General features: G+C 64.9%; 11 protein-coding genes. 8 read left to right on the top strand and 3 right to left on the bottom strand.

What is annotated here, in order from left to right; translation table 11 throughout:
* The 3 genes from U5A58_RS08030 (at position 1) to aroG (ending at position 3,917) form a co-directional block, all read left to right on the top strand.
* Positions 1-828, top strand: a complete 828-nt coding sequence (locus U5A58_RS08030) for a carbon-nitrogen hydrolase family protein (protein ID WP_321961031.1) — start codon at positions 1-3, stop codon at positions 826-828.
* Positions 829-949: 121 nt separating this feature from the next.
* Positions 950-2,416: a metalloprotease TldD gene (gene tldD, locus U5A58_RS08025; RefSeq protein WP_158757023.1), complete on the top strand. Its 1,467-nt coding sequence runs from the start codon at positions 950-952 to the stop codon at positions 2,414-2,416.
* Positions 2,417-2,843: 427 nt separating this feature from the next.
* The gene (gene aroG, locus U5A58_RS08020) at positions 2,844-3,917 is read left to right on the top strand and encodes a 3-deoxy-7-phosphoheptulonate synthase AroG (RefSeq protein ID WP_321913120.1); all 1,074 of its coding nucleotides are present in this window, start codon (positions 2,844-2,846) and stop codon (positions 3,915-3,917) included.
* Positions 3,918-3,974: 57 nt separating this feature from the next.
* Here the strand turns inward: aroG and U5A58_RS08015 are convergent, their stop codons facing one another.
* Positions 3,975-4,928, bottom strand: coding sequence for a glycosyltransferase family 2 protein (locus U5A58_RS08015; protein WP_321961030.1), 954 nt, complete (start codon positions 4,926-4,928; stop codon positions 3,975-3,977).
* Positions 4,929-5,331: 403 nt separating this feature from the next.
* Here U5A58_RS08015 and U5A58_RS08010 point away from each other — a divergent pair, with 403 nt between their 5' ends.
* Positions 5,332-6,528 (top strand): glycosyltransferase, encoded by a 1,197-nt coding sequence (locus U5A58_RS08010; protein ID WP_321961029.1) that lies wholly within the window; start codon positions 5,332-5,334, stop codon positions 6,526-6,528.
* A gap of 33 nt (positions 6,529-6,561) precedes the next feature.
* On the opposite strand, the gene U5A58_RS08005 is transcribed toward U5A58_RS08010, so the two are convergent.
* Positions 6,562-7,809, bottom strand: coding sequence for an oligosaccharide flippase family protein (locus U5A58_RS08005; RefSeq protein ID WP_321961028.1), 1,248 nt, complete (start codon positions 7,807-7,809; stop codon positions 6,562-6,564).
* 359 nt (positions 7,810-8,168) lie between these two features.
* On the opposite strand from U5A58_RS08005, the gene U5A58_RS08000 reads away from it, so the two are divergent.
* Positions 8,169-9,458 (top strand): glycosyltransferase, encoded by a 1,290-nt coding sequence (locus tag U5A58_RS08000; protein ID WP_321961027.1) that lies wholly within the window; start codon positions 8,169-8,171, stop codon positions 9,456-9,458.
* 51 nt (positions 9,459-9,509) lie between these two features.
* Here the strand turns inward: U5A58_RS08000 and U5A58_RS07995 are convergent, their stop codons facing one another.
* On the bottom strand, positions 9,510-10,673 hold the full coding sequence (locus tag U5A58_RS07995; RefSeq protein ID WP_321961026.1) for an acyltransferase: 1,164 nt from the start codon (positions 10,671-10,673) through the stop codon (positions 9,510-9,512).
* 314 nt (positions 10,674-10,987) lie between these two features.
* On the opposite strand from U5A58_RS07995, the gene U5A58_RS07990 reads away from it, so the two are divergent.
* The 3 genes from U5A58_RS07990 (at position 10,988) to U5A58_RS07980 (ending at position 15,043) form a co-directional block, all read left to right on the top strand.
* On the top strand, positions 10,988-12,385 hold the full coding sequence (locus U5A58_RS07990) for a sulfite exporter TauE/SafE family protein (RefSeq protein WP_321961025.1): 1,398 nt from the start codon (positions 10,988-10,990) through the stop codon (positions 12,383-12,385).
* On the top strand, positions 12,382-13,611 hold the full coding sequence (locus U5A58_RS07985; protein WP_321961024.1) for a glycosyltransferase: 1,230 nt from the start codon (positions 12,382-12,384) through the stop codon (positions 13,609-13,611). The genes U5A58_RS07990 and U5A58_RS07985 overlap by 4 nt, the downstream gene beginning before the upstream one ends.
* A 196-nt stretch (positions 13,612-13,807) precedes the next feature.
* The gene (locus tag U5A58_RS07980) at positions 13,808-15,043 is read left to right on the top strand and encodes a polysaccharide biosynthesis/export family protein (protein ID WP_321961023.1); all 1,236 of its coding nucleotides are present in this window, start codon (positions 13,808-13,810) and stop codon (positions 15,041-15,043) included.
* Positions 15,044-15,086: the final 43 nt, after the last annotated feature.

Genomic DNA, 15,086 nt, shown 5'->3' with positions numbered 1-15,086 from the left:
ATGAGCGCTCCCCCTCTCGACCCGTTTCGCGTCGCCGCGCTGCAGATGGTCAGCACGCCCGATCGTGAGCGCAATCTCGCCGAAGCCGACAAGCTGATCGCCGAGGCCGCCGTCGCAGGCGCGCGCCTCGTGTTGCTGCCCGAATATTTTTGCTTCATGGGTCACAAGGACAGCGACAAGCTCGCCATCCGCGAGCCGCACGGCGACGGGCCCATTCAGCGCTTTCTCGCCGATGCGGCGAAGCGCCATGGCGTGTGGGTGATCGGCGGCACCTTGCCGCTGAAAGCGCCCGAAGACACGCGTGTGCTCAACACCACGCTCGTGTTCGACCCGAGCGGCGAGGAACGTGCGCGCTACGACAAGATCCACCTCTTCAACTTCGAAAAAGGCGCCGAATCATTCGACGAAGCGCGCACGATCCGGCCCGGCGCCGAGGTGCGCACGTTCGAGGCGCCGTTCGGCCGTGTCGGCCTTTCGGTCTGCTACGATCTGCGCTTTCCCGAGCTGTACCGGCGCATGGGCGACTGCGCACTGATGGTCGTGCCTTCTGCGTTCACTTACACCACCGGCCGCGCGCACTGGGAAATCCTGCTGCGCGCCCGTGCGATCGAGAACCAGTGCTACGTGCTCGCCGCGGCGCAAGGCGGCAAGCACGAGAACGGCCGGCGCACCTGGGGCCACAGCGTGCTGATCGACCCGTGGGGCGAGATCGTTGCGGTACGCGACGAAGGCGCGGGGGTGGTGGCCGGCGACATCGACCTCGAACGCATCGCCAGCGTGCGGGCGAGCCTGCCCGCATGGCGGCACCGCGTGCTCGACTGCGCGTGACGCGCACCACGCGAATGAACCCCACGCGCATTGCACACGAATTCTCCATTCAGGCGCTTGATTTCGCAGCACCGCGCCCGAATCTCCATTGACAGACTCATCGATTGATCCCAAAGAGCGCATGAACATCATCGAACCCGGCATCCGCAATCTGGCGACCGCGAAGGACCTGCTCCTTACGCCTTACGGCCTCGACGAAGCAGTGCTCACGCGCACGCTCGGCGAGATCTTCACGCACCGCATCGACTACGCCGACCTCTACTTCCAGACCACGCGCAGCGAGGCATGGAGCCTCGAGGAAGGCATCGTCAAGTCGGGCAGCTTCAGCATCGACCAGGGCGTCGGCGTGCGCGCCGTGTCCGGCGAGCGCACCGCTTTCGCCTACTCCGACGACCTCTCGCCCGAAGCGATCCGGCAGGCGGCCATCGCCACGCGCTCGATCGCCAAGGCCGGCGGCGGCAAACAGAAGATCCAGGTGGCGAAGTCGCTCACCGGCATCGCCGGCCGCGATCTGTACCTGCCGTCCGACCCGCTCACCTCGCTCGACGCCACCGAAAAGGTGAAGCTGCTCGAGCGCATCGAAGAGATGGCGCGCGGGCGCGACCCGCGCATCACCCAGGTCATGGCCGCACTCGCGGGCGAGTACGACGTGGTGCTCGTTGCGCGCAGCGACGGCGCGCTCGCCGCCGACATCCGCCCGCTCGTGCGCGTTTCGGTCACGGTGATCGCCGAGCAGAACGGCCGTCGCGAGATCGGCAACGGCGGCGGCGGCGGCCGTTACGACTATGCCTATTTCACCGACGATATCCTGTCGAAGTACGTGGACGACGCCGTGCACGCGGCGCTCGTGAACCTCGAAGCGCGCCCGGCGCCGGCCGGCGCGATGACCGTCGTGCTCGGCCCGGGCTGGCCCGGTGTGCTGCTGCACGAGGCGATCGGCCACGGTCTCGAAGGCGACTTCAACCGCAAGGGCTCGTCGGCGTTCGCGGGGCGGATTGGCGAGCGCGTGGCCGCCAAGGGCGTGACGGTGGTGGACGACGGCACGCTGCCCAACCGCCGCGGCTCGCTGAACATCGACGACGAAGGCAACCCCACGCAGTGCACGACGCTGATCGAAGACGGCATTCTCAAGGGCTACATTCAGGACTCGCTCAACGCGCGCCTCATGAAGATGCCCGTCACGGGCAATGCGCGCCGCGAGTCGTACGCGGCGCTGCCCATGCCGCGCATGACCAACACGTACATGCTCAACGGCGACAAGGACCCGCAGGAAATCATCGGCTCGGTGAAGAACGGCCTCTATGCCGTGAACTTCGGCGGCGGCCAGGTCGACATCACGAACGGCAAGTTCGTGTTCTCGGCCTCCGAGGCCTACATGATCGAGAACGGCAAGATCACCTACCCCGTGAAGGGCGCGACGCTCATTGGCAGCGGTCCGGAATCGCTCAAGTACGTGAGCATGATCGGCAACGATATGCGTCTGGACTCGGGCGTGGGCGTGTGTGGCAAGGAGGGTCAGAGCGTGCCGGTGGGCGTGGGCCAGCCGACGCTGCGTATCGACCGCATGACGGTGGGCGGCACGGTTTAAGGCCTTCACCCGCGCGCGCTCCATGCACGGCGATGCGGAATTTCCGCATCGCCGTGCGGATTTCCTGCGCATGAGCCATTTTTTTCGCAGATAGTCCGCTTTTTTGCCGCACCCCGCTTGCCAGCCACGAGAAGCGCGGGTTATAAAGGCAATCAACCTTTCGACGTAACGAACCGAAGTCACGAACGTTCAGACACCCACCGCCATGTTCGCCACGAAGTTTTACTTTTACTTCTTTTGGTATCTCAGACCGCTGGCGGATCGAGAGGGTTGATAGTACGCGCAGGACCCCGAACACACGAGAAACCGCCAGCCAAGCCTGGCGGTTTTTTTTCGCCCTTAGCCCAGAGCCTCAACTTCATCTAACCGATTTTTTGAAGCACCGTCCACGCGACGCACGCTACGTACAGGATCAGGAGAAAACGACATGCCCCCGCACAACACCGACGATGTCCGCATTCGCGAACTCAAGGAACTCACGCCGCCCGCTCACCTGATCCGCGAATTCCCGTGCTCGGAAGCCGCCTCCACGCTGATCTTCGAATCGCGCCGCGCCATGCACCGCATCCTGCACGGCATGGACGACCGCCTGATCGTCATCATCGGGCCGTGCTCGATTCACGACACCAAGGCCGCGGTCGACTACGCGAAGAAACTCGTCGAGCAACGCAAGCGCTTTTCCAACGAGCTCGAAATCGTGATGCGCGTGTACTTCGAGAAGCCGCGCACGACGGTGGGCTGGAAGGGCCTCATCAACGACCCGTTCCTCGACAACAGCTTCAAGATCAACGACGGTCTGCGCACCGCGCGCGAGCTGCTCGTCTCGATCAACGAACTCGGCCTGCCCGCCGGCACCGAATACCTCGACATGATCAGCCCGCAGTACATCGCCGACCTGATCTCGTGGGGCGCGATCGGTGCGCGCACAACGGAATCGCAGGTGCACCGCGAGCTGGCTTCGGGGCTGTCGTGCCCGGTGGGCTTCAAGAACGGCACGGACGGCAACGTGAAGATCGCCGTGGACGCGATCAAGGCCGCTTCGCAGCCGCACCATTTCCTGTCGGTCACGAAGGGTGGCCACTCGGCGATCGTTTCGACCGCAGGCAATGAGGACTGCCATGTGATTCTGCGCGGCGGCAAGACGCCGAACTACGACGCGGAAAGCGTGAACGCCGCCTGCAGCGACATCGGCAAGGCGGGTCTCGCCGCGCGCCTCATGATCGACGCGAGCCACGCCAACAGCTCGAAGAAGCACGAGAACCAGATTCCCGTGTGCGCCGATATTGGCCGCCAGGTGGCGTCGGGCGACGAGCGCATCGTCGGTGTGATGGTGGAGTCGCACCTCGTGGCAGGCCGCCAGGACCTCAAGGAAGGCTGCGAGCTGACCTATGGCCAGAGCATCACCGATGCGTGCATTGGCTGGGACGAAAGCGTGGGCGTGCTCGAAGGGCTCGCGCAAGCGGTGAAGCAGCGCCGCATCGCGCGCGGCTCGGGCAACTGAGCGCGATAGCGTGTGAAGCGCGCGGTGCGGACGCTCAAAGCCGCGCTGTGCGTGAGTTCACAACCGCGCTGCGCGCTCGGGCCGCACTGCGCCGATGCACAGATCGGCAATCCCGATCACGTTGCCGATGAGCCTGCCGCGCCGGTCGAGATGCGCCTCCGGGCGCACCGACTTCACGCAGTTCATGCTCAGCGCGCGCAGGATGTTGCTGGTCGCTTCCTTGCGCGACATCACGCCCTTGTTGCACAGGTACATGGCGTTGACCACCTGCGAATAGCCGAAGCGCCGGCCCGACACGCGGCCGCCTCGCAGCCCGAGGTGGACGCCCAGCAGATAGTCGCAGTACACGATCCCGCCACGGCGCGCGAGGCGCCGCGAGAAGTCTTTATCTTCCAGCCAGCCGTACAGCACGAGACGCTCGTCGAAGCGCAAATCGGCGATAGCCTGCGCGCGGCACGCCATGTTGCATCCATACAGTTCCACGCAGGGCCGCAGCGGCGGACGCCGCATCGTCTCGGCTTGCGCACCGTCCACGAGCTCGACGGCTTCTTCCCACGCGATGGGCTGCGTGTTCGCGCCGTCGCGCAAGGTGCGCCCCGAAAAACCCACGAGATTCGCGTCGCTTTCGAACAGCGCGATACACAGCTCGATCCAGTGCCGCTCGGGCGCGAAGTCGTCGTCGAGGAAGATCACGACGTCGATGTCCGGTGCGAGTGCATCGAGCGCGCGATTGCGCTGCACGCTCGAACCTGCCGTGCCGACGATTTCGTTCACGCGCAAACCGTTAGCATCGTAAGGTCCGATGTCGTCTGCGCTGCTCGCCGAGAGGATGATCTGATCGGGGCGCACCGTTTGCCGCGCGAGCAGACGCACGGCCCATGCGGTAGCGGTTGGCCGCCCCTTGGTCGCGATCACCACCGCGACGCGCATGCGCACCTTCGCGCCCATCGTGTCCTTCGTGACGTTCTGGGCCGGGGATAGCGCGAGATCATCGGCTGCGAGCGCTGGCATCGGTTTCTCCGCATTCCGGTGGTCGTTTCGACTCGGATCGAGGTTAGCACGAGGCCCCCGCGCTGCCAGTCGGGCCGGATTCAAGTTGTCCGAAACGATCTATTCAACGACTGATTCCACCTGTTTGTGAACGAGCATGCATGCGCTCGCTGTGCGAGCGTTGTCCGCCGCTCGCGCATTTGCATCGCTTTTACCGCTTTTCCTTTCGTTAATTAATTTCGCATTGATTGCACTTTCCTTGTGCTTTTATCGATTACGCATCGCCCATAGCGCAGCCTCGCAGGTGAAATTCGTTCAATAGCAATTTTCGGATTCCTCTTTTGATAAGACTCATCTACAACTGCTAGAAGAGATTTGCGCAAATATGACCGACTAACCCTTCCCCCGGAAAGATCCTCTCAACATGACTGCGTCGACACGTCGGAGCCAGCCTGAGGAACACGAGATCCTCTCTCCGGGCACACCCGTTCGCGAAACCGAATCCGGCGCGCAGCTCAAACGTCCAGTGGTCTTCTACGTGCAGCCGTTGATCGCGCGCTATCGCATCGAAGTCATCGAGTCGCTCAACCGTCTTTTCTCCGTCAAGGTATTCGCGTGCTCCGAGGGCGTGGAAGCCAGCGGCTTTTCGCGCGAGAAACCCGCCTGCGACGAATTCGTCGAAACGCATATCGCGAGTATTGCGGGCCTGCCTTCGCGGCGTATCCGCATGCAAAGCCGCGTGCTGAGCCGTATCGTTTTCGAACGTCCCGACGCCGTCCTGATCTTCGCAGACGTTCGGTATCTCTCGCTGTGGCTCGCGCTGATCGCCGGGCGCCTGATGCGCGTGCCCGTGTTGATTCACGGCCAGGGGCTCTATCGGCACGAGTCCGCGGGAATCATGCGCACGATCTGCTACCGCCTCGCGGTCGCGCTCGCCGTACGTTACGTTTGCTATACCGAGGCTTCGCGGCGCTCGCTCATTGGCATCGGCTGCCCGCCCGCGAAACTCGTCGTCGCGAACAACGCGCTCACGGTCTCGTGCGGCGTGGAGCCCGCCACCAAAACAGGCGCGGAGAGCGGCGTCCTCTTCATTGGCAGGCTGCGCGAAGGTTCGGAGATCGAGCCGCTCATCGATGTGGTCGGCCAGCTCCACGGCGAAGGCAACGACATCACGCTGCACGTGATCGGCGACGGCGAACACGGCGAGCGCCTGAAGCGCAAGTACAGCGATCGCCGCTATGTGGTCTGGTATGGCGCGGTGTTCGACGACGACGCGATCGCGACCATCAGCCGGCGCTGCCGCGTGGGCTGCTACCCGGGCTCGGCGGGCTTGAGCGTCGTGCACATGTTCGCATTGAGCCTGCCGCCCATCGTGCACGACCGGCTGCCGCTGCATATGGGCCCGGAGCCGGGCTACGTCGAGGATGGCCGCACAGGATTCTTCTTCGGGCGCGACGGCGGCAAGGAAGCGCTTGCCGCCACGCTGCGGCGCATCTGGTCCATACCGCCCGATGAAATGCGCGCGGCGGCCGCCGCCGCGCATGCGGTGTACTGCCAGCTCAACTCGCCAACGCTGGGCCATCAGCTTGCCGAGATCGTCGAAGCGGCGCTGCGCGCCTGAGTCGTTGCCTGAAATCCTCGCTTGAATTCCCGCTTATTTCTGCCGCGAAACGCGATACAGCATCCACGCTGCGCACGAGGCCAGCCCGAAGGTCATCGACCATGCCACGCCCGTCACGCCCCACATGTGCAACGAAGGCGGCACGGACACGATGAGCGTCACGACCTGCAGCAGCGACGCGACCGTGACGGCACGCGCGTCGCCAACGGCGCGCAGATACGAGGCGAGCACCGAGTTCAGGGCGCTGATCGCCATGTTGACGACGAAGATGCGAAAGAGCGGCACGGCCGACAGCCACGCGGCGCCGAGCACGAGCGAGAAGATCGGTTCGGCGGCGAAGCGCAGCACGATCACCACGCATGCGAGCCCCGCCACCGCCGCCACGAGATACAGCCGGAACAGGCGCGCGGCCGATTGCGGCCCGCCGCGATGATGCGCGGCGAAGGTGGGAAACAGATACTGCGAGAGGGCAAGCGCGGCGTCGGCGAGCAGCATCTGCGCGAGCTTCGAGGACATCTGCCAGGCGCCCAGTTGTGTCGGCCCGAGCAGCTTGCCCACCACGACCTTGTCGAACTGGTTGGTGATGAGGATGATTACGCTGCTCGCCCAGATCCAGCGGCTAAAGCCCACGTAGTGGCCGATGCCCGACCAGCGCAGCCGGATCGGCGGACGCGGTGAGAGCGCGATCCATGTCACGACGCTCTTGAAGGCCTCGCCGATCATCATGCCGAGCAGCAGCGAATACGGCCCCGCACCCATAAGTGCGAGCGCGATACCGAAGCCGCAGTCGAGAACCGCCGACGAGATTTCGATCGCCGCGATATGCTGGAAGTGACGCTCGCGCTGCGTGATGAAATACGCGGGCGAGGCGAGTCCGCGCAAGAGCGGCAGCAGCGCGGCAAGCTGCACGAGCCCGATGGCGCCGCCCAGGTGGAACTGCGCGTCCATGAGCGGCGCGCTCGCGACGAGCAGCACGCCGATCAGCAGGCCGCGCGTGGCGAGCGTGGTCCAGACTGCGCCGGCCTCCTGGCGCGTGGGAGGCGACTGGCCCTGGATCACGGCTTGCGCGAGCCCCGTGTCGGAGAGCGCTTCGGCAATCGCGACCGCGAGCAGCGCGACGCTCGCGAGACCGATTGCGGACGGCCCGAGAATGCGCCCGATCACGAGGAACTTGACGGCCACGAGGCCGCGCACGACGACCTGCTGCAACAGCACCCAGGTCGCCGCGCCGGGTCCGAAGCCCGCCTTGATCGGTATTGCTGGCAGCCGCATGACGCGCAAAATACCTCTCCTGTTTTCGATCACTGAGTGCGGGTTTTTGCCCTTTTTCCGAGTTCCCTTCAGGCATGTTTGAGAACGCGTTTTCGTGACCCGTTCTGGACCTTACCGCGCCGCAGTTGCCACGACGCGCCATCAACCAGGCGGATTCGGACGGGGTGGCCTTCCGTGGGACGACCATCTGTGGGGCGGCCATCCGTCACGTCGACACCGCGCGCGGAACACCCACGCACACTCACTCAATCAATCGGCATATGCCCAGGCATTTTCAGCCACGCTGCCCTGCAATCTGGCGCATACCGCTTGCGCACCACTGCTATTTTGTTCGTAATAATGCTCATCGGGCCTGCCGCATGGAAAACGTGTCGATCGCCAGATACCGCAATGCCGACCCCAACACCGCGGACGCCGCCGCGCTGTCCGACGCCGAGGTGTCCGAGCCAGCCGGCGTGCGCGCATCGGCGAGCGGCGACTGGATCGCCATCATCGAGCCGAACTTCACGGGCCACCGCTGGCGCTACGTCGAGTGGATCGCGCAGGCGTGCGTGGAAGCCGGACACCGCTGCCTCGTCGTCACCGACACGGAGTACGCGGACCATCCGCTCGCGCAACGCATCGTGCGCGAAGCGCGGCCCGATCTGCGCCTCGTGCTGCTCGACCTGCACACCGTTCCGCCCGGCCCGCATTTCGCCGTGAGCGTGTATATGCGCTTTCGCAACTTCTATGCGCGCGCCTTCCGCCAGATCAGCAAAACGATGCATGTGCGGCTCGTCGTGGCGCCCTATGCCGATTACTTCTTCTACACGCTCGCGGGGTTCGACTCGCCATTCGGCAACACACCGTGGATCGCCATCGTCATGGGCATGACGTTTCATCACGCGGGCATCGGCTTGCGCACGCCGCGCCGGCGCTTCGTCGACATGGCCAAGTCGGCGCTGTTTCGCCGCGCCATGCGCTCGCGCGGGCTGCGCGAACTCTTCACGATCGACCCGACGCTGCCCGACTGGTTCGCGGCCACGAAGCCCCAGGGCGCCGCGCCGCTCAGCTATCTGGCCGACCCGTTTCCCGAAATCGAGCGCATGGACCCGCTGCTTGCGCGCACGCAACTGAAGCTCGATGCGCATACGCACTATCTGCTCGTGTACGGCGCGATTGGCGAACGCAAGGGCATTCGCGAACTGATGCTCGCACTCGAGCGCAAACCCGACGCGCCGCGCCTCGTGATCGCCGGCCAGCAGGATGACGAAACGCGCGCGTTCATCGACGCACACGCACCGCGACTCGCGAACGCGCCGGTGATCTTCAACCAGTTCATCTCCGATGAGATGGAACGCGAACTCTTCTCTGCCTGCGACGCCGTGTGGCTCGGCTACAAGCAGCACTACGGCATGAGCGGCGTGCTCGTGCAGGCATACCGCTTCGGCAAGCCCGTGGTGGCCAGCGCCGATGGCCTGATTGGCTGGTATTGCCGCGACGGCGCGCTCGGCCCGCTCCTCGACGACCTCGAGCCCGCCACGATCGCCCACGCGCTCGACGCGCTCGCGCAGCGCTGGCGCGCAGGCCCGGGCGCCGCGCAACCCGCGGGCGAACACCTCCTGTCGAGCAACACGCTCGCGCAGTTCAAGCACACGCTGCAGGCCGCAATGGCATGAACCTGGGCAAACGCCCGCAACTAGTCAGCAACCCGAATCAGTTCGACCCGCTCACGCAACGCCTTCGATCTTGTGATCCGCCGCGCCCGTGTTGGGGCGCTCGGCGGGCACGGCCCCGCGCGAGTCGGGGAACATCGCCTCGCGCAGACGCAGGAACGGAAACTCGACAGCGCGCGTGGTGAGATAGCCGAGCGCTGCAGCGATAAAGAACTGCGCGAAGATCACGACCGGCCAGGCGGCGAGCGGCGGCACGCCGAGCGCGCTCGCCTTGTGGATCAGATAGTCGCCGGGCGCGAGCGCGAGCGAATGCCACAGGTAGATGCCGTACGAATACACGCCGAGCCACGCAAGCCCGCGATACAGCCACGTCGTGCGCAATCTGCCCGAATGTTCGAGCACGAGCATGATGAGCGCGCAAAAGCCGATCGCCTGAATCGTGTAGCCAACGCTCTCGTCCAGCGCGACATCGGGCGTCGCGAAGATGAGCCAGGCGAGGAGCAGCCCCACCACCGCGAACAGCCAGCGCTTCTTCGCAACGAGCATGCGCCAGACGTCGGGCTTCATCCAGTAAATCGTCGCGAGTATCACGCCGATAAGGAGGCTGTCCATGCGGTACTGCGTGTAGTTGAACGCCCCGACGAGATCGCCATGCGATACCGCAATGCAACGCGCGGTCAAAACGATCGCGCAGAGGCCGGCCATCACGGCGATCAGTGCGTTCGCGCGCAACCGGAAGTGCGCGAGCAGGATCAGCAGTGCGGGCAGGAACAGATAGAAGTGCTCTTCGACCGCGAGGCTCCACGTTTGCGCAATGGAGGTGCCGAAGTAGTTCTGCATGTGCGTGAGGTTCTGCCAGAGAAACGTATCGGGCCGATGGCGGCCCGCCAGCAGGTGAAAGAGAATGAGCACGTAGTAGGCAGGCCAGATCTTGAAGATCCGCCGCACGATGAAGCGGCGCGCGCCGATATGGCCCGTTTGCGCGTATTGGCGCAGCAGCAGGCCGCCCACGAGAAAACCGCTTAGTGTGAAGAAAAGATTCACGCCTTCGTGGCCGAAGCTTTTCAGCGGGTACTCGATCACGCTCACCCACGGATGGCCCGTGCGCACCGTGTGGAAGTGAAAGCCCATCACCACGAAGATCGCGATGCCACGCACGAAGTCGAGTTCGACGGAGCGCCCTTTCGTCGATTGACTCACTCCGTGTAGCAGCTTCATGACCTTTCCCTCGCTTTCGTCCATGCCGGATTCTTGCGCAAGGCAGACGATGGAAAACTTACTCCTGCCGACCCCATGATGAACACAGGCGCCGTGCAGCGTGCGCCAAGTTCCCGCCGTTCTCGGCCAGGTGTGTGGGCCAAACCACACGCCAAATCAGAATTTTTTTCTTGCCGCCACAACCCTGCCGCTTCCCGCCACGCGCATGCGCAAGGCGCTTGCGGCGTTTTATATTGAGTCGAGCCAACGCGTTTGGTGCGCATATTTCTTGCGCAGCGTTTGCAACCGTATGCACCGCACCGGGAGAAACGCGGATGCGAAACAAACATGCTGTTCTGTGGCTCTGGGTGTGCCTCGTGCCTCTCGCTTTCGACTACAAGGCCCCGGACTCCCAGTTCGGCCACGGCGCGCAATGGCTGGCCGTCATTCCGGCCCTGGCGGGCGCGCTGATTCTTGCGATGATCGGCCCGCGCTTCGCGCGTCCGATCCGGCTGCGCTCGTTCGTGACGGGCGCACTCGTCGCGAGCCTCATCGGCAGCCTCATTGCTCAAGTGCTGCAGCACAATCCGGTCGGCCAGTACCTGCGCGTGATCCTGCCGTTCCTGCTCTTTGTGCTCGGCTACTGGGCCATGTGCCGCCCTTGGCACCCCATTCGCGTCATGCAGTTGCAGCGCGCGCTTTACTACGCGAACGTGCTGTGTCTCGTGTTTACGTTCTTCTTCGGCTTGCTGGCTGTAGGCGGGCCGCTCGCGGACATCCGCTTTCGCATCGTCTCGCCGACCATGCTCGCGCTGCAGGGCATGCTGCTGCACCAGTTCATCGTCGCCCGGCGCTTCAACATGACAATGGTGATCGTGTTCCTTGCCACGCTGATCGTCGAGTTGCTGAGCGTCACGCGCAGCCTGCTGATCGCGACCGTCCTGCTCGCCATGTTCGCGGCGTGGCTCGCCTCGCCTTCGGTGAGCCATCTGATCAAATCGTTCTTCCGCACCGGCATCGCACTTTCATTCATCGTGGCGCTGGGCGTGGGAACCGCGTGGCTCTTCCCGTCCATCACCGAACACTGGACGCAGCGCGTGACGGCCGCGCAAAACTCGGACTCCGACCGCGACCCGACCACGGTCACACGTATTGCGGAGATGCGCGACCAGTACGACCAGGTCACCGAATCGGTGGAGTCGGTGCTGTTCGGCAAGGGGTATGGCCACCTCTACCGCTACTCGCCCATTTACTACCAGTACGTGAACCAGACGTTCAGCAAGGACGATTACTTCAACACCAGCGACTGGGTGGCGGGCCACAACTTCTGGGTGTACCAGCTCTACGCCGAAGGTATCGTGTTCGGCGGCTGCATGCCGCTCGCGGTGATCGTCGCGCTCATCGTCGCCGGACGCGCATTCAGGCGCTGGCGCCGCATTGCGCCGCGTCACCCGATGCTCATGCCGCTCAGCATGGCGCTGCTCGTGCTCGCCGCGCTGCCCGGCGCTTCGATTGGCGGCAATCCGCTCGGCACGCGTTTTTCGGGCCTCGTGTATGGCCTCGCGCTCGGGCTCATCGTCTCGCTGTATTCGCAGCTTCATTACCGCATCGACCTGCAACGCCAGCGCCAGCGCCTGCACCCGTCCTATGGGCGCGAGCCTGCCTTCCGACCCACGGCGCCCGCGGCGGCGCCGGTGCCGCTCAACACGTACGCGACTCCGGAGCCCCGATGAAAATCCTGCACCTCGTGTCCACGGTCGACCCCCGTTCGGGCGGCCCGATTGAAGGCGTGCGCCAGAGCGGCCTCGCGATGACGGCGCTCGATCACCAGATCGAAGTGGCCTCGCTCGACCCGATCGACGCGCCTTACGTGCGCGAATTCCCGCTGCCGCTGCACGCCCTGGGCCCGGGGCGCGGTCACTACGGATACAGCGCCGGCTACGTGCCGTGGCTGCGCGCGAACGCAAGGCGCTTCGACGCGGCGATCGTGCACGGGCTCTGGCAATACCACGGCTTCGGCGCGTGGCGCGCGCTGCGCCACGCCCAGCTGCCGTACTACGTGTACACGCACGGCATGCTCGACCCGTGGTTCAAGGCAACTTATCCGCTCAAGCATCTGAAGAAATGGGCTTACTGGCCGTGGGCCGATTTTCGCGTGCTGCGCGATGCCGCCGCCGTGATCTTCACAACCGAAGAAGAACGCCTGCTCGCGCGCGATTCGTTCTGGCTGTACCGCGCCAACGAGCGCGTCGTGCCGTTCGGCACCAATGCGCCGCGCGAGGACCCGGACACGTTGCGTGAAGCCTTCCTGCAAGAGTCGCCGCATCTGCGCAACAAGCGCATCGTGCTGTTCCTCGGGCGCCTGCACCCGAAGAAGGGCTGCGACGTGCTGGTTCAGGCATTCGCCGATCATGCGCGCGAAACGCCGGATGCGCATCTGCTGATGGCCGGCCCCGACAAGGGCAACTGGCAGCCCGCGCTGCAGGCGATGGCGCAGACGCACGGCATCACGCACCGCATCAGCTGGCCGGGCATGCTGCAGGGCAACCTCAAGTGGGGCGCGTTCTTTGCCAGCGACGTGTTCGTGCTGCCGTCGCACCAGGAGAATTTCGGCGTGTCCGTAGCGGAGGCGCTGGCGTGCGGGCTGCCCGCGCTGGTCTCGGACAAGGTGGGCGTATGGCGCGAGATCGATGAGGATGGCGCCGGTTTCGTCGCACCCGACACGGTCGCCGGCACGCAGCGCAACTTCGCGTCATGGCGCGCGCTCGACGAACCCGCGCGCGACGCGATGCGCGCGCAGGCCCGGCGCACGTTCGATGCACGCTTCGCGATGGATGGCATGGTGCGCTCGCTGCTCGGCTTGTTGCAGGAACATCCGTCGCATGCGGGCGCTCGATTTCACCGAGGGCGCGCGATGAGCGCCATGGCGCAGGGCGAGCCGGCGGAGCAAACCGAATAAACGAAAAAGCAGAAATAACAGCATCAGATAGCGGTCATGGTAGGGATTGGCAGGGGTGACGAAGCAACGCCGCTCAAGCGTCATAACGAATCGAACGATGAGAGCGCGTTGCACCTTCGTGGCGATGTGCGAATCCTGTGAGTAAGGGGGCAACACTATGTTAGACAGCACACCTGATTGTTCTGGCGGCGAAGCCATGGATGCAACTGCAGCAACGGCAGCAACCGCGACGCAGCCCGCGCGCAGTTTGCGCAAGTTATCGGCCGGCCGCGCACGGGCGGCCCTGTCGGCGGTAACGGCCATCGTGGCGGCCGCAGCCGTGATTTCGGGCTGCGCGCTCTCGCCTGGCATGACGGCGCCGTCGAGCGTCACGCAGGCGAAAGCCGCCACCGACTCCGCGCGCTCGGGCGGCAACGGGGATCAACCGCCGCCCGGGGCGCTCGTTGAGATCAACAACGCGTTGGTCGCGAAACAGGCGGCAGAGCGACCGACGGCGGTCCCGACCAACGTCTCGTCGCTGTTCGGCACGCCCAAGCCCTACACGCTCGGGCCCGGCGACGTGCTGAGCATTGTCGTGTGGGATCACCCCGAGATGAACCTGCCGACGGGCGGCGGTGGCGGCGGCAACGGGTCGCAGGACCAGAGCGCGAGCCAGGTGCAGTCGGGCTATACCGTGGACTCGACTGGCGCGATCCAGGTGGCCTACGTGGGGCCGATCCACGTAGCGGGGCTCACCGAGATGGAGGCGCGCAATCTCGTGGCGAGCAAGCTGGCCTACTACCTGAACAAGCCACAGGTGACGCTGCGCATCGAGTCGTACCGCAGCCGGCGTGTGTATGTGGACGGCGAAGTGCGCACGCCCGGTCTCATGGTGCTCAACGACATGACGATGTCGCTGCCCGAGGCGATCAACCGCGCGGGCGGCTTCACGGCGTCGGGCGACCGCTCGCGGGTTAGCGTGACGCGCGGCGACAAGACGATCATGGTGAACATTCCCGACATGATCAAGGAAGGCGTGAACCCGGACAAAATCCTGCTGCAAAACGGCGACCTCGTGCGCGTGTATTCGGCGAACGAAAGCCGCGTGTTCGTGCTCGGCGAAGTCGGGCACCCGGGGCCGCTTCCGTTCGATAACGGCCACCTCTCGCTGAACGACGCGCTAGGCAACGCGGGCGGCATCAGCCAGGGATCGGGCGACGCCTCGCAGGTGTACGTGGTGCGCGGGCAGAAGGAAGGACACCGCACGGTCTACCACCTCGACGCGTCGACGCCGGAAGCCATGGCCACGGCCGACGAGTTCGACCTGAAGCCGAACGACGTGGTGTTCGTCGATGCCTCGGCGCTCGTGAAGTGGAGCCGCGTCATCAACCTGATCCTGCCGAGTACGCAGGCAGCCGCCGCGGGCCGGGCGGTGGGTTACGGCGGTTACTAGCGGGTGGAGTTCGTGTGCGGCATGAGCAGGCCTGCGGGCCTGC

Origin of the sequence: Paraburkholderia sp. J7 (assembly GCF_905220155.1) — a bacterium.
Classification (GTDB): domain Bacteria; phylum Pseudomonadota; class Gammaproteobacteria; order Burkholderiales; family Burkholderiaceae; genus Paraburkholderia.
Note: the sequence above shows the minus strand (reverse complement) of the source record. Positions and strands in the feature narration are given on the sequence as shown.